This is a genomic window from Neisseria shayeganii, assembly GCF_014054965.1.
GTDB classification, from domain to species: domain Bacteria; phylum Pseudomonadota; class Gammaproteobacteria; order Burkholderiales; family Neisseriaceae; genus Eikenella; species Eikenella shayeganii.
Genome location: NZ_CP059567.1, coordinates 771,810 through 790,302, shown reverse-complemented (window position 1 = coordinate 790,302; position 18,493 = coordinate 771,810). Strand labels below are relative to the sequence as shown.

The window sequence follows — 18,493 nt, the reverse complement described above, 5'->3', positions numbered from 1 at the left end:
TGATGCAAAATATTGAAATAACCACCAGCTTAGAGCAATTTCGATTTAATTCATTACATACCCAGCTGATTTGAAGTAATTGGCACACTCTTGAGCCGAGAACAAATCAACCAGCTGCCCCATGCGCTGCCACAGCGCACCCACCGTGCGCTCGCCCGCCCTGCGCAGCAGCGCCTTGAACTTGGCAAACAGCTTCTCGATGGGGTTCAAATCCGGCGAGTACGGCGGCAGATAGCGAATGCTGGCGCCCACGCCTTCGATGGCTTCTCGCACGCCCGCCACTTTGTGGCTGGAGAGGTTGTCGGCAATGACGATGTCGCCAGGGCGAAGTGTCGGGCACCGAAAGGTTTTGACCCACGCCAGAAACACGGCGCCATTGATGGGGCCATCGGTCACCATGGGGGCCGTCAGTGCATCACAGCGCAAGGCGGCAATGAAGGTGCTGGTCTTCCAGTGCCCATGCGGGGCGCTGGCCACGCAGCGTTGACCGCGCGGGGCGCGCCCGCGCAGCGGCGTCATGCAGGTGCTGCTCCAGGTCTCGTCCAGAAATACCAGGCGCCTGGCATCGAGCCGGGCCTGCTGCTGTATCCAGCTCGCCCGTGCCTGCTGCACGTCTTCACGTTCCTGCTCGCTGGCGTGCAGCGTTTTTTTTGAAGCTCAGCCGCCATTTGTTGAGCTGGTGCCACAAGGCCGAGGGTTTGATGCTGATGCCATGCCCGGCCAAACGCTCGCACATTTGCACCAAGGTCAGATCGGGATCGGCCTTGATCCAGTCGCGGATCATGCCCTCTACTGGCGCCAGCCGGGAGATGCGCTTGCCGCCTTGCTGCCTGCTGCTGCGCTCGCCTTCTTTTTCGAAGCGAGCACGCACGCGATATACCCACATGCGGCTGACTTCATAACGACGGGCAATGGCGCTGGGTCGCTCTCCGCGCTCCAGCGCTCTCAGTACTCGATCTCGCAGGTCTTGCGAATAGGCGCGCATCTCATGCTCCGGCTGCCAGAAAAAACCTATTATGTAACGTTTTTAGTCGAAGTTGCTCTAAGCTCATCCGGCATGATGGCCGGACACGCCAAAAAACAAACAGCCGGAGACCTTTGCAAAACCCCCAGATGTGGATGCAGTTCAAGGCGTAGCGGCGCAGCGAGCGTGAGCGCTAGGAATTCCCGTGGGAAAGACATATCACCTAGATAGGCAAGTTAGCGAGCAGTACCCATAGGGCATAAACACACAACGAAGAAATGCACCGCAGATGGAGGGGTTTGCAAAGGTCTCAGCCGGCAACTTTTACCCACCTGCGACACACCCTGCCTTGTGCGTTCATGCCCCAAGAGAACAGCCCCGCTTACTGAAAGCGAAGTTCTTGCGCCCGCGGGTTCGGCTGGTAAAATACGTCTCTTTTTTCGCCACCGTTCACCATGACCTCTTCCGCCTTCACCCCGCCCGATTTTGCCGGCCACAGCCCCTTAAGCTGGTATCAGGCCGCTGCCAGCCAGCCGGGTTTCATCCGCGATCCGGCTCAGGAGCGCGCCATCCGCCTGTTGGACGACTTGTGGGGCGAACTGATGATGTTCAAACGCAAGCGCAACCGCTTTCTCGGCCGCAGCCTGCGCTCGCCCCGCGCACCTAGAGGACTGTATTTTTACGGCGGCGTCGGCCGTGGCAAAAGTTTCCTGATGGACGCCTTCTACGGCTGCCTGCCCTACCGCCGCAAAAAACGGGTGCATTTCCACGCCTTTATGGCCGACGTCCACCGCCGCATGGGCGAACTGAAAAGCGAAGCCAACCCGCTGCGCTCGGTGGCACGCGAAATCGCCATGGACGTGCGGGTACTGTGTTTCGACGAATTCCACGTCAGCGACATTGCCGATGCCATGATTCTCGGCCGCCTGCTGGAAGGCCTGTTTGCCGAAGGCGTGGTGTTGGTGGCCACCTCGAATTACGCACCGGCCGATCTCTATCCTCAAGGCCAGAACCGCAGCAGCTTCCTGCCCACCATCGCCCTGATCGAACGCGAGTTGAGCGTGCTGAATGTGGACGGCGGCCACGACTACCGCCAGCGCACGCTGACCCCGGCCGATATTTTCTACATCCCCGCCGGCGCCGAACAGGAAGCCCGTTTGGGCGAACTGTTCGCCCGCATGAACGGCGCCCCCGCCCGAGCCGGCAGCATCACCCTGCACGGCCGCGAACTGCGCACCTTGGGGCAGAGCGACACCGCGATCTGGTTTCATTTCGACGAATTGTGCCGCGGCCCGCGCGCGCAAACCGACTACCTGACCTTAGCCGAGCAATACCGCACCGTATTCGTGTCGCACATTCCCAAGCTCGATGCCGCCCAACGGGCCGAAGCCCGCCGGCTGACCTGGCTGATTGATGTCTTGTACGACTACCGCGTCAAACTCTGCGCCACCTTGGAAGCCCAGCCGGACGAGCTTTACACCAGCGGCGACTTCGCCCACGAATTCGTGCGCAGCGCCAGCCGGCTCACCGAAATGCAGTCGGAAACCTACCTCGCCCTGCCGCATCTGACTTTAGATACGGCACCCCCTGCCGCAACCGCCCCCTGAAAGCCCTTATGTACGACACCCCTCTGCCCGATGTACCACCCGGCTACCGCTGCGGCTTTATCGCCATAGTCGGCCGCCCCAATGTGGGCAAATCCACGCTGATGAACCACCTGATCGGCCAAAAAATCAGCATCACCAGCAAAAAAGCGCAAACCACGCGCCATAAGGTAACCGGCATCTACACCGACGACACCGCCCAACTGGTGTTTGTGGACACCCCCGGTTTCCAAACCGACCACCGCAACGCCCTCAATGACCGCTTAAACCAAAACGTTACCGAGGCGATGAGCGGGGTGGACGTGGTGGCTTTCGTGATCGAAGCCATGCGTTTCACCGAAGCCGACCGCACCGTGCTCAAGCAGCTGCCGCGGCACACGCCGGTGCTGCTGGTGGTGAACAAAATCGACAAAGACAAGGCCAAAGACCGCCTGGCGCTGGAACACTTTATCGCCGGCGTGCGCGCCGAATTCGATTTTGCCGGCGTGGAAGTGGTGAGCGCCAAACACGGCCTGCGCATTGCCAATCTGCTCTCGGCCCTCAAGCCGTTTTTGCCGGAAGGCATCCCGCTGTACCCCGAAGACATGGTCACCGACAAATCCAGCCGCTTTCTGGCCATGGAAATCGTGCGCGAAAAACTGTTCCGCTATCTGGGCGAGGAGCTGCCCTATGCAATGAATGTGGAAGTGGAGCAGTTCAAAGAGGAAGACGGCCTCTACCACATCTACATCGCCGTGCTGGTGGACAAAGAAAATCAGAAGCCGATTGTGATCGGCAAAAACGGCGAAAAGCTGAAAAAAATCTCCACCGAAGCCCGCCTCGATATGGAAAAGCTGTTCGACACCAAAGTGTTTCTGCGCGTGTGGGTGAAAGTGAAATCCGGCTGGGCCGACGACGTACGCTTCCTCAACGAATTGGGCTTGTAAACGCCTCTGCTTTCCCGTTCAGGCTACCTGAAACCCTTTTATGGCCTCATCCCATGAACACACCTAGCGCCGAACAGGCCCAAACCCGCATCAACGAAATCCAGGCGCTGTACCGCGAGTGGCTGCGCCTCAAACCCAAGCTGGAAGCCGCCCAAGAAGAATGGCGGCAGGCCGCCGAAGTGATGCGCAAGCTGTCCGCCTTTTACGACCGTGAGTACCTCGAACTGCACCAAGCCATCGAAAACGGCCTGCCGGTTTGCCTGCACACCGAAGGCGAATACAGCGTGATGAGCGAAGACGCCCTATGGGAGGCTTTCGGCGAACAATACGAATTGGCCTGGGGCTGGATGCGCGCGGCGATGAAAGTACTCGACCGCCACGGCGAACACAGCCAAAACGACGGTTAGGATTTTCCGCAACCGAGCGACGGCTTTTTCAGGTAGCCTGAGCCCTGGTCGCCGACGCCCCATAAAAAACGCCGCCATCCCGAACCCAATCAGGATGGCGGCGTTTTGTGATGCTTCCCCTCAGTCGGAGAAGCAAACGGCTTAAGCGGCTTTGGCAGCCCGGATGCTGTCGATGAATTTGTCGAACAGATAAGACACGTCGTGCGGACCCGGGCTGGCTTCGGGGTGGCCTTGGAAACTGAAGGCGGCACGGTCGGTCAATTCAATGCCTTGCAGCGAACCGTCAAACAGGGAGCGGTGGGTCACTTTCACATGGGCGGGCAGTGTGTCGGCGTCCACTTCGAAACCGTGGTTTTGGCTGGTGATCACCACCTTGCCGCTGTCCAAATCCTGCACCGGATGGTTGCCGCCGTGGTGGCCGAAGGTCATTTTGCGGGTTTTGCCGCCCAGGGCCAAACCGAGCAGCTGGTGGCCCAAGCAAATGCCGAACAGTGGTTTTTTGCTCTCCAGCAATTCTTTGACCGCCGCAATCGCGTAGTCGCAAGGCTCGGGGTCGCCGGGGCCGTTGGAAAGGAACACGCCGTCGGGATTCAGCGCCAGCACGTCTTTGGCCGGGGTTTGTGCGGGCACCACGGTGAGGCGGCAGCCGCGGGCGGCCAACATACGCAGGATATTGGTTTTCACGCCGAAGTCGTAGGCCACCACATGATAGGGCTGCGCATCCGGGGTCACAAAACCGTGGCCCAATTGCCATTCGCCTTCCGTCCATTGGTAGGCTTCTTTCACGGTGACTTCTTTGGCCAAATCCTTGCCCACCATGCTGCCGAACTCGGCAATCAGTTCGCGGGCTTTTTCTTCGGTGGCCTCGCTGCCGGTCAGAATCGCGCCGGCCTGCGCGCCTTTGTCGCGCAGGATGCGGGTGAGGCGGCGGGTGTCGATGTCGGCAATCGCCACCGTGCGGTGGCGCACCAGATAGTCCTGCAGGCTTTCGCTGCTGCGGAAATTGCTGTGCAACAGCGGCAAGTCGCGCACAATCAGACCGGCGGCATGCACCGCGCCGCTTTCCTCATCTTCGCCGTTGGTGCCGGTGTTGCCGATGTGCGGATAAGTGAGGGTGACGATTTGCTTGCGATAGGAAGGGTCGGTCAGGATTTCCTGATAGCCGGTCATCGACGTATTGAACACCACTTCGCCGGAAGTGGCGCCTTCGTAGCCGATGGACGTGCCGCGGAAGACGCTGCCGTCGGCAAGCACTAAAATTGCAGGGGAAGTCATGATGGATTCCTGTTCGTTGTCGGAAAAGGTCGGGCCGGCCGGATGGTTTTGATGGGCGAGCAGCCGTCACGGCGGCTAAAAAAAACACGCCCGACAGCAAAAACGGCTGCGTAACGTGCTTTTCTGGGCAGAAGCCCGCCCTACCCGAAGAAGCACGGCATTTTACTGAAAACCGCCTACCGCAGCAAGGCGCTTTCAGGTAGCCTGCCGCTTTGGGGCGCGGCAGATGCCGTGCAGAAACGCCCGCCTGCTGTTATAATGCCGCGCCTTTTTGCCAATACGGCCCCGGCCGGATTTCCGCAAACCCGATCCCATGCGCGCCCACTATATTGCACACCATGCTTGAAAACCTCCCTTATTTCCAAAAAAACCTGACGGCCGATTTGGGCCGCGTGAATACGGTGATCAACCGCGCCGTCCAATCGGAAGTGGCGCTGATCTCGCAAATCGGCACCTACATCATCGGCGCGGGCGGCAAGCGGCTGCGCCCGGTGATCACCATTCTGGCCGGCAAGGCTTTGGGTTACGACAGCGAACGGCTGTACGAATTGGCCGCCATGGTGGAGTTCATCCACACCTCCACCCTGCTGCACGACGACGTGGTGGACGAAAGCGAGTTGCGCCGCGGCCGCCAAACGGCCAACAATCTGTTCGGCAATGCCGCCGCCGTGCTGGTGGGCGACTTCCTTTATACGCGCGCCTTCCAGCTGATGGTGGGGGCCGACAGCATGAAAATCCTGCAGGTGATGGCCGATGCCACCAACATCATCGCCGAAGGCGAAGTGATGCAGCTGATGAACATCGGCAACATCGACATCACCGAGGCCGAATACGTCCAGGTCATCCAATACAAAACCGCCAAGCTGTTTGAAGCCGCCGCCCAAGTGGGCGCCATTCTGGCCGGCGCCTCTGCCGAGCAGGAGCAGGCCCTGAAAGATTACGGCATGTATGTGGGCACCGCCTTCCAAATCATCGACGACGTGCTCGACTACTCCGGCAGCCCCGAACAAATCGGCAAAAATGTCGGCGACGACCTGGCCGAAGGCAAACCCACCCTGCCGCTGATTTACCTGATGCGCCAAGGCAGCCCCGAAGCCGCCGCCGACGTGCGCCACGCCCTGCAAAACGCCGACCGCGGCTATTTCGACAAAATCTACGCCCACGTGCGCGCCTCCGATGCGCTCGACTACGCCGCCGCCCAAGCCCACGCCGCGGTGGAAAAAGCCCTCCTCTGCCTCGAGGCCCTGCCCGAAAGCGAAGTGCGCCAAGCCATGCGCCAGTTGGCCGAAGAATCGGTGGCGCGCGTGTCTTGAATCTTTAAATCTCCCTCGCCGTAGTTCAACGGATAGAACGTATGCCTCCTAAGCGTAAAATACAGGTTCGATTCCTGTCGGCGGGGCCACACAACAGGCTACCTGAAAGCTTTCAGGTAGCCTGATTTCTTGCCGCCCGGCCTGATGGGCGCACGTTTCTCCGCTATAATAAGCGCCTTTGCCGATTTCCGACGCATCCGCCATGCACCCTGCCGCCTCCGTGGGCATTATTGTCCCGCAAACCATTGTGTTCGAGCAGCCGTTTACCCTGCAAAACGGCCGCACCCTGCCGCGTTTCGAGCTGATTACCGAAACCTACGGCACGCTCAATGCCGACAAATCCAACGCCGTCTTGATCTGCCACGCCCTCTCCGGCACCCACCATGTAGCCGGCCGCCACCATGCCGACGACAAATACCCCGGCTGGTGGGACAGCATGGTCGGCCCCGGCAAACCGGTGGACACCAACCGCTTTTTCGTGGTCGGCCTCAACAACTTGGGCGGCTGCGCCGGCAGCAGCGGCCCCTTGAGCACCAACCCCGAAACCGGCCGCGCCTACGGCGCCGATTTTCCCGTGGTCACGGTGAAAGACTGGGTGCGCACCCAAGCCATGCTGGCCGACCACTTCGGCATCGACACCTGGGCGGCGGTAATGGGCGGCAGCCTCGGCGGCATGCAGGCGCTGCAATGGGCCATCGACTACCCCGCCCGTCTGCGTCACGCCCTGGTCATCGCCTCGGCGCCCAAGCTCTCCACCCAAAACATCGCCTTCAACGACGTCGCCCGCCAAGCCATCATCACCGACCCCGATTTCCATCAGGGCCACTACGCCGAGCACGGCACCATTCCGCGCCGCGGCCTGCGCATCGCCCGCATGATGGGCCACATCACCTATCTGGCCGAAAGCGGCTTGGGCGAAAAATTCGGCCGCCAGCTGCGCAGCGACGGCTTCCAATTCGGCTACGGCGTCGAATTCGAAGTGGAAAGCTATCTGCGCTATCAGGGCGACAAATTTGCCGAACGCTTCGATGCCAACACCTACCTGCTGATGACCAAAGCACTGGATTATTTCGACCCCGCCGCCGACTACCAGCACGACCTCGAAGCGGCCTTACGGCAGGCGCAGGCCAAGTTTTTTGTCGCCAGCTTCAGCACCGACTGGCGCTTTTCCCCCGAACGTTCGCACGAGCTGGTGCGCGCCTTGGTGGCGGCCGACAAAGACGTGCAATACGTGGAAGTGGTGTCCGACCACGGCCACGATGCCTTCTTGATGGAGGACGAACCCTATCTGAAAGCCGTCGCCGCCTATATGGACAACATCGACAAGGAGCTTTGCCCATGATTCTGCGCGACGACCTGCAGCTGATTTACGACTGGATTCCCGCCGGCAGCCGCGTACTCGACTTGGGCTGCGGCAGCGGCGAACTGCTCTCCGCGCTGGTGCGGCAGAAACACTGCCGCGGCTACGGCGTGGAAATCGACACCGCCAGCGTGCTGGCCGCCGTCGCCCGCGGCGTGAACGTGATTCAGGCCGACCTCGAACAGGGCCTGCGCGACTTCAAAGACCAAAGCTTCGATGTGATCGTGCTCAGCCAAACCATCCAAGCCATGCAGAACACCGAAAACATCCTGCACGAGCTGACGCGGGTGGCCGGCGAAGCCATCGTTTCCTTCCCCAACTTCGGCTACTGGCGCAACCGCCTGCAAATCGCGCTGGGCGGCCACATGCCGGTGAGCGAGCGCATGCCTTACGATTGGTATGACACGCCCAACATCCACTGGTGCACCCTGCACGACTTCGAGCGCCTGTGCGCCAAAAACGGCATCCGCATCCTCGAACGCGCCGTGATGGCCGGCGGCAAACGGGTGCAGACCCTGCCCAATCTGCTCGGCAGCCTGGCGTTTTACCGCGTGGGCTGAGCTGAGGCTGGCGGGAAATGCCGCTCCTGCCGTTGCGGGTCATGTCGTCTAACACAGTGCATCTAACATTTCAGGCTACCTGAAACCCTTCAGGTAGCCTGAAATTTTGCCTTCATTGCAAGAGCTGAGACCTTTGCAAAACCCAAATCGAACATGATTTGTTCTGTCTCCCTCTCACACCAGCTGTTCGCCCCAATGCAGCTTCTGGCGCAGGGTTTTGTAATACTGGTAATCGGTGGGGTGCAGCACGCGCAGGGTGTTGCGGTAGCGGCGGATAACGATGCGGTCCATCGAATGAATGTCCACATACGACTGGCCGTCGAAATGGGCGCGGGCGTCGCCGGCCTTGGTGATGAGGATTTCGATTTCGCAGGTGTCCGACACCGCAATCGGCCGGTTGGTCATGGATTGCGGGCAAATCGGCACCAGCGTCAGCGCGCGCAGGGTGGATTGCAAAATCGGGCCGCCGGCGGCCAGCGCATAAGCGGTCGAGCCGGTGGGCGTGGCCACAATCAGGCCGTCGGAACGCTGGGTATACACAAATTCCTGATTGATAAACACTTCAAATTCAATCATCTGTCCCATGCCGCCGCGACTGACTACCGCATCGTTGAGCGCCAGCGAGGTTTTCAGCTCCTCGTGCCCGCGCCACACGCTGCATTCGAGCAGAATCCGCTCCTCAGGCAGGTATTTGCCGCTGAGCATGCCGCCGATGCTGTTGAGCATGTCGCCGCGCGGCACATGGGTGAGAAAGCCCAAATGCCCCTGATGCACGCCCATCATGGGCACGCGGTAGGGCGCCAGCTTGCGCGCCACGGAAAGAAAAGTGCCGTCGCCGCCGAGCACCACCACCAAATCGCAATGCGCGCCCATCTCGTTTTTCGACACCACGCCGCAGCGTGCCGCCAATTCCGCCGGCAGCAGCCCTTCCGCCACGCAAGCCTCGTCGAGAAACACCTCAATCCGCTGTTCGAGCAAAAACGCCGCCAGTTCACGCAGGCTCTCTGCGATGTGCGGCGTTTGCGGGCGGGTAACGATGCCGATGCGGGAAAACTGGCTGTGGATCATGGCGGCGACATGCAAAAATCGGTAAAGCCCGAACTGTACCCGATTTTCAGGCTACCTGAAAGCCGGGCCTCGGCGGCAATTCAGTTTATCGGCCGGACAAGGTAGAATGGGCCGCTTTTCAGCTAGCCTTCTCTGCCGATACTTCCCCTGCAGATCCGCCCCATTGTTCCGCCCATGTCCGACACCCCACACGCCCTTGCCCTGCTCGGCCCCACCGCCGCCGGCAAAACCGCGCTGGCCCTTTCGCTGGCCGAACGCCTGCCGCTGGAAATCATCAGCCTCGATTCCGCCCTGGTTTACCGCGGCATGGACATCGGCACCGCCAAACCCAGCGCCGCCGAACAAGCCGCCGTGCCGCACCATCTGATCGACATCATTCCGCCCACCGAAAGTTACAGCGCCGCCGATTTCGTGGCCGACTGCCTGCGCCTGTGCGCCGACATCCGCCGCCGCGGCCGCCTGCCGCTGATTGTGGGCGGCACCATGATGTATTACCACGCCCTCACCCACGGCCTCAACCGCCTGCCCGAAGCCGACCCCGCCGTGCGCGCCGAGCTGCAGCAGCAGAAACAGCAGCACGGCCTGGCCGCCCTCTACGCCCGCCTGCAGGCGGCCGACCCCGACACCGCCGCCCGCCTCGAGCCGGCCGACAGCCAACGCATCGAACGCGCTTTGGAAGTGTTCCTCATCACCGGCAAACCGCTGAGCCGGCACTTTGCCGAACAGGCCGCCGCCCCTGAGCCGCTGCCGCTGCGCACCGTCACCCTGATTCCCGCCGACCGCGCCCTACTGCACCAAAACATCGAGCGCCGCTTCCTCGCCATGCTCGAACAGGGCCTGCTCGACGAAGTCCGCCGCCTGCAGCAAGACTGGCCCGAACTCACCGCCGAGCATCCCGCCATGCGTTGCGTCGGCTACCGCCAAGCCTGGTCGCACCTGGCCGGCGACACCGACCCGGCCACCTTCACCGCGCAAGGCATCGCCGCCACCCGCCAGCTGGCCAAACGGCAGCTCACCTGGCTGCGCAAACTGCCCGCCGATTTCAGCATCGATCCCTTTTCAGGTAGCCTGCCCGAACACACCGACACCCTTCTCGCCTTTTATCGGAAGCATTTCGCATGAATCCCACTCCCGCCTCCTTCAAACGCCGCCTCGCCGCCCTCTGTTACGAGAGCCTGCTGGTGGCCGCCGTCAGCTGCGTGGCCCTGATTCCCGCCGCCGCCGCCAACAGCCTGCTGCACACCTTTCCCTCCGCCGCCCGCGTGGCGGTGAGCCTGATTTTTCTCGCCGCTTGGTGGCTGTATTTCAGCCTCAGCTGGCGCCGCCGCGGCCGCACCCTGCCGATGCAGGTATGGGGGTTGCAACTGCAAACTGCCGCCGGCGGCCGCCCTTCCGCACGCCAGCTGCGCTCACGCTTTATCTGGGGCGTGATCTGCGTGGTGCTGCTGCCCATGCTGGCCTATTGGGGCCTGCGCAGCCTCAACGGCCTGCCGCCCAAAACCGCCGCCGGCCTCGCCTGCCTGTGGTGGATTCTGCCTTGGGGTTTCGCCCTGGTGCACCCTTCCCGCCAGTTTCTGTACGACTTCCTCGCCGGCACCCGTTTGGTTAAAGAATAAGCCCCGCCCGCCACCAGCAAACAGGCTACCTGAAACCTTTCAGGTAGCCTGTTTTCCGCCTAGCAAAACCATCCGCCGCTGAAAACCCGCCTGCCGTCTGCCAAACCCGCCGCGCCCCTTGCGGAATAGCGCATTTTGGTTTAACTTACTTAACAATAATTAATGCCAATAAGCCCAACACACACATCATGCTGTACCCTCCGCTTACTGCCTCTGCAGATTTCCATTGGCCGCACATCGCGGCCGTTCCTGTTGCCGAATGCGGCGCACCGCTGCAAACTCTGCCCGCCCATCCCCGCCTGCGTTCGCGCCCGGTGTATTTCGAGCAGGGCATTACCGGCGCCGGCGCCGAGATTTTCCTGCGCGCGCCGGTAATCGAACGTCTGCTGGCCGCACTCAACGCCCTGCCCGAAGCCTACGGCTTCGAGGTTCTCGACGGCTGGCGCTCGCTTGCCGTACAAGGCGCCCTGCGCGAAAGCTTCCGCAGCCAGATTGTGGCGCGCCATCCCGAATACGACGAAGCGCAAATCCAAACCGCGCTCGACCAATTCGTCGCCAATCCCCACCGCCCGGGCATGACCCCGCCGCACCTCACCGGCGGCTCGGTGGACCTCACTCTGTTCGACACCGCCAGCGGCCAAACGCTCGACATGGGCACCGCCTTCGACGAACCCAGCCACCGCTCCCACAGCAGCGCCCTGGAACACGAAGCGCCCGCCCCTGCCCGTCAACACCGCCGCATCCTCATCCACACCATGCTGGCCGCCGGCTTCACCAACCTGCCCACCGAATGGTGGCATTTCGATTACGGCAACCAAAACTGGGCCTATTTCAGCGGTGCCGGCCAAGCCCTATTCGGCGCCGCCCACCTGCCCTGAGCCGCAACGGCAAGCATTTACGCCGCCCGACTGCCGCCTTACACCACGGCCACCGCGCCCGATCAGGCTACCTGAAAGCCGGCCAACCGCCCGATTTCCCACACACTTGATTACCCTCAAACATTAAGGAGAACCACCATGCAGCCTTTAATTGCTGCCGACAACACCCTGCTGTTGTGGACTTTTCTGATGCTGGCCGCCGCCGCCGCCATCGTGATCGAACAAAAAGCGCGCTGGGCGGTGAAAATCCCCGGCGCCGTCATCGCCCTGCTGATTGCACTGGCCGCCTCCAACCTCGGATTGGTGCCGGTGGACGCGCCGGTTTACGACGCTGTCTGGGGCTACATCGTGCCGCTGGCTATTCCGCTGCTGCTGTTCCAGCTCGATCTGCACGCCGTCTTCAAAGAAAGCCGCCGCCTGCTGTTTCTCTTTCTGCTCAGCTCCGCCGGCACCGTGGTCGGCACCCTGCTCGCCTTCCTCATGCTGCGCCACCACATCCCCGAACTCGATAAAATCGCTGGCATGATTTCCGCTTCTTACAGCGGCGGCGGCGTCAACTTCGCCGCCATGGCCGCCAAACTGCAACCCTCCGACAGCATGAAAGCCGCCACCATCGTGGCCGACAACCTGATGATGGCCTGCTACTTCCTGATTCTGATCGGTCTGGCCGCCTCCCCGCTGGTGCGCCGCGTTTGGGGCCAGCGCCACAGCGACACCTCCTCCGTTGCGGCCGAAGGCGAAAACCAAGCCGCCGCCTTCTGGCGCGCCAAAGACATCTCGCTGCAAAACATCGCCCTTTCGCTGGGCGCCGCCATGCTGCTGGTGGCCGTGTCCTTCACCCTCTCCAAATACCTCAAAGGCATTTTGGGCAGCGGCGAAAACATCCTCACCGACATGCTGATCGGCCTGGTGACCGACAAATACCTGCTGCTCACCACCCTTACCTTCGCCGCCATCGCCCTCTTCCCGCGCGGCATGGCCAAGCTCAACGGCAGCCAGGAGCTGGGCACCTACGGCATCTACCTTTTCTTCGTGGTGATCGGCATCCCCGCCTCCATCCCGCTGATCCTGCAAAACGCCCCGCTGCTGTTTATCTTCACCCTCACCGTGGCCGTGGTAAACCTGCTGGTTACCCTCATCGCCGGCAAACTCTTCAAATACAGCATTGAAGAAATCACCCTCGCCTGCAACGCCAACATCGGCGGCCCCACCACCGCCGCCGCCCTGGCCATCGGCCAAGGCTGGCGCTCGCTGGTGGGCCCGATTCTGGTAATCGGCACCGTGGGCTACATCATCGGCAACTACATCGGCTCCATGGTCTATACCGTGGTCAGCAATCTGTAACCGCCTGCTTGAGATAAAACCAAGGCTACCTGAAACGGCTTTCAGGTAGCCTTTAATGCGATGTAGCTTGAGTGGCAGATATAGCTTGGATGCTCGAACCCAACACCTTCATTCATCATACGCCACCACAAAATCCGATCCATTCCCGCCCCAATTTAGCGGATAAGTGCCTTGTTTTACATAGCGATGAAAGGTAGAAAACGGCCAATCAGATACCTTTGACACATGGCCGTGTTTCACCGGATTGAAATGCACATAATCGAAATGACGGGTAAAATCCGCTTCATCACAAATAGCATGCTCCCAAAACCGTTTTTGCCATAAACGCGTGTCGGCACCGATTAAATATTGGCTGTGCCGTTTGATTTGCCGCCAGCGTTCGGAAAAATCCGCATCGTTTTCAGGCAGATGCCAAATGGTATGCAGATGATCGGGCATCAACACCCATGCCGCGATTTCAAACGGGTATTTTTCCCGTACCGCCAACACGGCCTCACGCAAGGCCGAACGCACCGCATCACCGGTTAGAATCCGTTGGCGCTTATGCGCCACCAACGTAAAGAAATACGTCCCGCCCGCACGGTAATATCGGCGATACCGCATGGTTTTCCCCTTGTTATATAAATTGATCCATGCAAATGATACAAGATGTAGGTCGGATTCTTGAATCCGACATTTAGGCTTAATGGACATTTGGGTTGGTTTTTAGAGAACTTAGCTTCTAGGCCGAATCGACATTCAACCCACCCACAAGGTAATTGATGCGAGATAGAGGAAAGCCAGGAAGTGAGAGGGCTTGCGGTCAAAACGAGTGGCGATGCGGCGGAACTGCTTGAGCCTGGCAAAGCAACGCTCGATGCGATTGCGTAGCCGGTAGCGTGCTTTGTCGTAGGCACGCGGCTGCTGGCAGCTGCGAGGCGGGATCACCGCCTGGGCGCCGAGCGAGTGGATCAGCGCCACCAGTTGCCGGCTGTCATAGCCTTTGTCGGCCAAGACGTACTTGGGCTTGAACCCGGCCAGCAGCGCTGGGGCTTGCGTGATGTCGTTACGCTGGCCGCCAGTGAGGATGAATCGCACCGGTCGGCCCTGGCCATCTGTCGCCATGTGGATCTTCGTGCTCAGACCTCCTCGGCAACGCCCCAGAGCCGGGTGTGCCGCCCCCCTTTTCCGGTCGCCGCCTGTGCGTGCGCCCGGACAATGCTGCTGTCGATCATCAGATACTCGTTGCTTCGATCCTGAATCAGGGACTGGAACACCAGCTCCCAGATACCCTTGGCCGCCCAGCGGGTGAAGCGCTTGTGCACGCTCTTGTAGGCTCCGTAGCGCGTGGGCAGATCGCTCCAGCGCGCCCCGGAGCGCAACACCCACAGCACGCCATTGACGAAGCTGCGGTTGTCCGCTGCCGTACGCCCGGGGTCACCGGCCTTGCCTGGGAGCAGATCTTCGATCCGCTCCCATTGGGTTTGGGTTAATTCGTAGCGGCGGGGCCGCGGATGCTTGGTCTTGGTCATCCGCCAAAGATACCAGATGAATGTCGATTCGGCCTAGAGCAATTTCGATTTAATTCATTACATACCCAGCTGATTTGAAGTAATTGGCACACTCTTGAGCCGAGAACAAATCAACCAGCTGCCCCATGCGCTGCCACAGCGCACCCACCGTGCGCTCGCCCGCCCTGCGCAGCAGCGCCTTGAACTTGGCAAACAGCTTCTCGATGGGGTTCAAATCCGGCGAGTACGGCGGCAGATAGCGAATGCTGGCGCCCACGCCTTCGATGGCTTCTCGCACGCCCGCCACTTTGTGGCTGGAGAGGTTGTCGGCAATGACGATGTCGCCAGGGCGAAGTGTCGGGCACCGAAAGGTTTTGACCCACGCCAGAAACACGGCGCCATTGATGGGGCCATCGGTCACCATGGGGGCCGTCAGTGCATCACAGCGCAAGGCGGCAATGAAGGTGCTGGTCTTCCAGTGCCCATGCGGGGCGCTGGCCACGCAGCGTTGACCGCGCGGGGCGCGCCCGCGCAGCGGCGTCATGCAGGTGCTGCTCCAGGTCTCGTCCAGAAATACCAGGCGCCTGGCATCGAGCCGGGCCTGCTGCTGTATCCAGCTCGCCCGTGCCTGCTGCACGTCTTCACGTTCCTGCTCGCTGGCGTGCAGCGTTTTTTTTGAAGCTCAGCCGCCATTTGTTGAGCTGGTGCCACAAGGCCGAGGGTTTGATGCTGATGCCATGCCCGGCCAAACGCTCGCACATTTGCACCAAGGTCAGATCGGGATCGGCCTTGATCCAGTCGCGGATCATGCCCTCTACTGGCGCCAGCCGGGAGATGCGCTTGCCGCCTTGCTGCCTGCTGCTGCGCTCGCCTTCTTTTTCGAAGCGATCACGCACCCGATATACCCACATGCGGCTGACTTCATAACGACGGGCAATGGCGCTGGGTCGCTCTCCGCGCTCCAGCGCTCCCAGTACTCGATCTCGCAGGTCTTGCGAATAGGCTCGCATCTCATGCTCCGGCTGCCAGAAAAAACCTATTATGTAACGTTTTTAGTCGAAGTTGCTCTAATGGACATTTAGGTTGGTTTTTGAGCTCTTTTTTGCTTCCTAAACTCCAAAGAAATTATCTATAAACAGTCTTTTAGATTCCATACTCATCCCGGCATGGCAGCGTATTTTGGTCTTCAATTCGCCAAATTTCCCTTCTAAGCGGTTGGTGGTGTTCGGTATCATCAGTTTTTGATTTTGTTGATACGTGAATAAATAGCTCAGGTTGCGCCTCAGACTGTGGTAAGCACTTCTCAATCTTTTGTGGGTGTACCACTTTTGGTGTCCGTCTATGCTGTAGCTGAGTTCGTTCAAATAGTCGCGATGTCTTGCATGCCATAAAAACAGCTCACTCTCAAAGTCGGCTTTGCTGTAGCCAAACAAACTGTCAGCCAACTCTTTCGGCTCTCTGCCTGCGTCCGACTTTGGACGGCGGGTCAGATAGCGGCGGACGGTTTGCTGTTGGTGAAATTGACAGAGTTGGAAAGGAATGTCGGGATACAGTGTGCTCAATCCTTTGAAGCCGTCGGCAGTGATGCTTTGAATGGCAATGCCTTTATTGAGAATAGCCTTTAACCCTTGTTCATAGAGTACGGTACTTTCTTTTGCCACATACTGCTTGTGCAGCACTTGGCCGTTGAGGCTGTTCATAAACACCATGACGCCGAAAGCTCTGCCGAAGTAGGTTGTGTCCATGATGATGTTGGCAACCGGATGGGGCGGCGGCGGCCGATGCAGGCTGGCTTGTTTGAGGCGGCGCTGTATGGTTTTTAAGCTGCAACGGTGCCGATGGGCCAGTTGGGCATAAGTTTGTTTGAGGTGGATGTACTCATACAAAAGACAGTCATTGTCGAGTGTCTTTGAGACCGGGAGAAATTTGTTGCAGGCAGAACATTTATATCTTTGCCTACCGTTTTTTCTTCCGTATTTGATAAGGGTGTTTTGATGGCAAAACGGGCATTTTTAACAAACATTGGCAAAAAACCGCTGAAAGCCTTGTATGCTAAGGATTACAGCGGTTTTTACCAACCCAAATGTCCATTAAGCCGACATTTATGTACCATCACAATGATTACACGTTTCGGCAATATCAACCATTTTGTCGGATACAAGTATCCGACCTACGCTTGCTCGGCTTCCCCACAAGCAGTTTCAGGCGTGATACATAAATCAAATCCTCCATTAAACCAATCGCTTAATTCATACTCAACCCCGTTAGCCAATGCGTGTAGAATCGCATCAGCAATACTGATATCGTCAATCTCACAGTCAAAACCCTGTATGCCGCTAAAAAGCGTGCTGTCCGGCTTTTCTTGTTGGTTACCGCGCCAAACGATCACATCGTAATAAAACTCTTCCGTTTCCGTATCTTCCACATAATGATAAGCAACAGGCCTGATTTCCAAGCTATTGCCTTTCCCTGTGTTTAACTTAGCCATGATTGATTTTCCCTAACCCTGCTTTCATCATTAAGGCCATCTGAATTTTCAGACGGCCTTATTGTTTATTTGCAGGTAGTGTGTGTGGCGTAGGCCACGCACACAGTTTCAAAGATTCCGACAACGCGTGCGTGCCGATGGCACACACCCTACGCACGCAGGCTACGCTTGCTCGCGTAAAGCAGAGCGCACAACATCATCAGTTAGAATCGGTTGGCGCTTATGTGCCACCACCGTAAAGAAATACGTTCCGCCCGTACGGTAATACCGACGATACCGTATGGTTTCCCTTGTTATACGAATTAACCAATACAAATGATACAAGATATAGGTCGGATTCTCGAATCCGACATTTATAAATCATCGAAATAATTAAACATTTCTGTAATAACAACCATTGTGTCGGATACAAGTATCCGACCTACGCTTGCTGAATTTTCAGGCGGCCTCGTTGTTTATTTGCGGGTAGGATGTGCAATACACGCATACGGTTTCAAAGATTTCAGCAACGCGTGCGTGTCGGTGGCACACAGGCTACGCTTGCTAAAAACATTTCAAGTAGCCTTTTATGCAATGTGTAGGTTGAGTTGTCAAACCCAACGCTTAGGCAGTTTAACAGTTTTGTTGGGTCTACGACCCAACCTACGCTTGCTGCTTGACAGATGCGTCATGAAGCATCATAATGCGTCAAGTTGTTTTTTTAAGGAAAAGTAAATGACCTTTGATTTTGCATCAAATGACGTTTTGCTGGGGATTGATGATATTTGCCAAAAGCTTAGTATTTCACGCTCAACATTTGAAAGATTGAGACGCAATAAACAATCTTCAGCTAATTCAAATCTCCGTTCTGATGAATTTGCAGGGCTATCTACTTTTCCTGAACCAACAATTTTGTTAGGGCGAAGTCCAAGATGGAGCGCAACCGTACTCAATGAATGGCTTCGTAAAAATTCACGCAAATCCTCTTATTTGGAGAATATGCCATGAAAGACAAATGGTGTCAGAAAATAACATTATCAGATGGACGAACTGTTTCTGGTGCAGCTGCACGAAATGTTCTCATTTCTAAATACGGTGGAATGGATAAAATATTACATGACGTCGCTATCAACGCTGCAACAGAAGCTTTAAATAAAGCGGGTGAGATATTAAATCCACCTTCTACAAAGCTTCGTTTGGTTAAATAAAAAGAGATGCTGC

General features: G+C 58.4%; 18 protein-coding genes, 1 tRNA gene and 4 pseudogenes. 13 read left to right on the top strand and 10 right to left on the bottom strand.

Annotated features, from left to right (window positions below):
- Window positions 1–45: 45 nt before the first annotated feature.
- Together H3L94_RS12970 and H3L94_RS12965 are read right to left on the bottom strand one after the other, a co-directional pair.
- Window positions 46–985 (bottom strand): IS630 family transposase gene (locus tag H3L94_RS12970; protein ID WP_425325918.1). Its coding sequence is split into 2 segments (ribosomal slippage): window positions 46–651 and window positions 653–985, totalling 939 coding nucleotides; the frame shifts between segments, so codons are not numbered across the junction.
- Between the two features lie 29 nt (window positions 986–1,014).
- Window positions 1,015–1,296, bottom strand: a pseudogene (locus H3L94_RS12965) (ATP-dependent exonuclease).
- 123 nt (window positions 1,297–1,419) lie between these two features.
- Here H3L94_RS12965 and zapE point away from each other — a divergent pair.
- Genes zapE through H3L94_RS03800 form a run of 3 tightly spaced genes read left to right on the top strand, consistent with a single transcriptional unit; the run spans window position 1,420 to window position 3,901 of the window.
- Complete coding sequence (gene zapE / locus H3L94_RS03810) at window positions 1,420–2,571, top strand: cell division protein ZapE (RefSeq protein WP_182122720.1); 1,152 nt, start codon at window positions 1,420–1,422, stop codon at window positions 2,569–2,571.
- Between the two features lie 8 nt (window positions 2,572–2,579).
- Window positions 2,580–3,494 (top strand): GTPase Era, encoded by a 915-nt coding sequence (gene era / locus H3L94_RS03805; protein ID WP_182122719.1) that lies wholly within the window; start codon window positions 2,580–2,582, stop codon window positions 3,492–3,494.
- A gap of 53 nt (window positions 3,495–3,547) precedes the next feature.
- Window positions 3,548–3,901: a DUF4298 domain-containing protein gene (locus H3L94_RS03800; RefSeq protein ID WP_182122718.1), complete on the top strand. Its 354-nt coding sequence runs from the start codon at window positions 3,548–3,550 to the stop codon at window positions 3,899–3,901.
- 141 nt (window positions 3,902–4,042) lie between these two features.
- Here H3L94_RS03800 and carA read toward each other — a convergent pair whose 3' ends face one another.
- Window positions 4,043–5,176 (bottom strand): glutamine-hydrolyzing carbamoyl-phosphate synthase small subunit, encoded by a 1,134-nt coding sequence (carA, locus tag H3L94_RS03795; protein WP_182122717.1) that lies wholly within the window; start codon window positions 5,174–5,176, stop codon window positions 4,043–4,045.
- A 338-nt stretch (window positions 5,177–5,514) separates the two neighbouring features.
- Between carA and H3L94_RS03790 the strand changes: the two genes are divergently transcribed.
- From H3L94_RS03790 to metW, 4 genes are all read left to right on the top strand, one after another.
- Window positions 5,515–6,489, top strand: a complete 975-nt coding sequence (locus H3L94_RS03790; RefSeq protein ID WP_182122716.1) for a polyprenyl synthetase family protein — start codon at window positions 5,515–5,517, stop codon at window positions 6,487–6,489.
- A 14-nt stretch (window positions 6,490–6,503) separates the two neighbouring features.
- Window positions 6,504–6,578 (top strand) — tRNA-Arg (locus tag H3L94_RS03785).
- A 113-nt stretch (window positions 6,579–6,691) separates the two neighbouring features.
- Window positions 6,692–7,831 carry a homoserine O-succinyltransferase MetX gene (gene metX, locus H3L94_RS03780; protein ID WP_182123092.1) on the top strand — a complete coding sequence of 380 codons (1,140 nt, stop codon included), beginning with the start codon at window positions 6,692–6,694 and terminating at the stop codon, window positions 7,829–7,831.
- The gene (gene metW / locus H3L94_RS03775) at window positions 7,828–8,409 is read left to right on the top strand and encodes a methionine biosynthesis protein MetW (protein ID WP_182122715.1); all 582 of its coding nucleotides are present in this window, start codon (window positions 7,828–7,830) and stop codon (window positions 8,407–8,409) included. Before metX ends, metW begins: the two co-directional genes overlap by 4 nt.
- A gap of 174 nt (window positions 8,410–8,583) precedes the next feature.
- Here the strand turns inward: metW and H3L94_RS03770 are convergent, their stop codons facing one another.
- Window positions 8,584–9,474, bottom strand: a complete 891-nt coding sequence (locus tag H3L94_RS03770; protein WP_040660765.1) for an NAD(+)/NADH kinase — start codon at window positions 9,472–9,474, stop codon at window positions 8,584–8,586.
- A 177-nt stretch (window positions 9,475–9,651) separates the two neighbouring features.
- Between H3L94_RS03770 and miaA the strand changes: the two genes are divergently transcribed.
- From miaA to H3L94_RS03750, 4 genes are all read left to right on the top strand, one after another.
- Window positions 9,652–10,599, top strand: a complete 948-nt coding sequence (miaA, locus tag H3L94_RS03765; RefSeq protein WP_182122714.1) for a tRNA (adenosine(37)-N6)-dimethylallyltransferase MiaA — start codon at window positions 9,652–9,654, stop codon at window positions 10,597–10,599.
- A complete protein-coding gene (locus H3L94_RS03760; protein WP_182122713.1) occupies window positions 10,596–11,093 on the top strand; it encodes an RDD family protein in 498 nt (165 codons plus the stop codon). The genes miaA and H3L94_RS03760 overlap by 4 nt, the downstream gene beginning before the upstream one ends.
- Window positions 11,094–11,281: 188 nt before the next feature.
- A complete protein-coding gene (locus H3L94_RS03755; RefSeq protein ID WP_182122712.1) occupies window positions 11,282–11,971 on the top strand; it encodes a M15 family metallopeptidase in 690 nt (229 codons plus the stop codon).
- Between the two features lie 138 nt (window positions 11,972–12,109).
- Window positions 12,110–13,315: a DUF819 family protein gene (locus H3L94_RS03750; RefSeq protein ID WP_182122711.1), complete on the top strand. Its 1,206-nt coding sequence runs from the start codon at window positions 12,110–12,112 to the stop codon at window positions 13,313–13,315.
- Between the two features lie 108 nt (window positions 13,316–13,423).
- Here H3L94_RS03750 and H3L94_RS03745 read toward each other — a convergent pair whose 3' ends face one another.
- The 6 genes and pseudogenes from H3L94_RS03745 to H3L94_RS03720 form a co-directional block, all read right to left on the bottom strand.
- A complete protein-coding gene (locus H3L94_RS03745; RefSeq protein WP_182123091.1) occupies window positions 13,424–13,918 on the bottom strand; it encodes an REP-associated tyrosine transposase in 495 nt (164 codons plus the stop codon).
- Window positions 13,919–14,053: 135 nt separating this feature from the next.
- A pseudogene (locus H3L94_RS03740) lies at window positions 14,054–14,826 on the bottom strand (IS5 family transposase).
- Between the two features lie 49 nt (window positions 14,827–14,875).
- Window positions 14,876–15,815, bottom strand: a protein-coding gene (locus H3L94_RS12960; RefSeq protein WP_182121696.1) for an IS630 family transposase whose coding sequence is annotated in 2 segments (ribosomal slippage) — window positions 14,876–15,481 and window positions 15,483–15,815 — 939 coding nt in all. Because the reading frame shifts where the segments join, the coding sequence is not laid out codon by codon here.
- 99 nt (window positions 15,816–15,914) lie between these two features.
- Window positions 15,915–16,805: pseudogene (locus tag H3L94_RS03730) on the bottom strand (IS256 family transposase, variant Zn-binding type); the annotation flags it as partial.
- A gap of 170 nt (window positions 16,806–16,975) precedes the next feature.
- On the bottom strand, window positions 16,976–17,293 hold the full coding sequence (locus H3L94_RS03725; protein ID WP_182122710.1) for a hypothetical protein: 318 nt from the start codon (window positions 17,291–17,293) through the stop codon (window positions 16,976–16,978).
- Between the two features lie 171 nt (window positions 17,294–17,464).
- A pseudogene (locus tag H3L94_RS03720) lies at window positions 17,465–17,575 on the bottom strand (REP-associated tyrosine transposase); the annotation flags it as partial.
- A 432-nt stretch (window positions 17,576–18,007) separates the two neighbouring features.
- Here H3L94_RS03720 and H3L94_RS03715 point away from each other — a divergent pair.
- The gene (locus H3L94_RS03715) at window positions 18,008–18,280 is read left to right on the top strand and encodes a helix-turn-helix transcriptional regulator (protein WP_182122709.1); all 273 of its coding nucleotides are present in this window, start codon (window positions 18,008–18,010) and stop codon (window positions 18,278–18,280) included.
- Window positions 18,277–18,480 carry a hypothetical protein gene (locus tag H3L94_RS03710; protein WP_182122708.1) on the top strand — a complete coding sequence of 68 codons (204 nt, stop codon included), beginning with the start codon at window positions 18,277–18,279 and terminating at the stop codon, window positions 18,478–18,480. Before H3L94_RS03715 ends, H3L94_RS03710 begins: the two co-directional genes overlap by 4 nt.
- The last annotated feature ends 13 nt before the right edge of the window (window positions 18,481–18,493 follow it).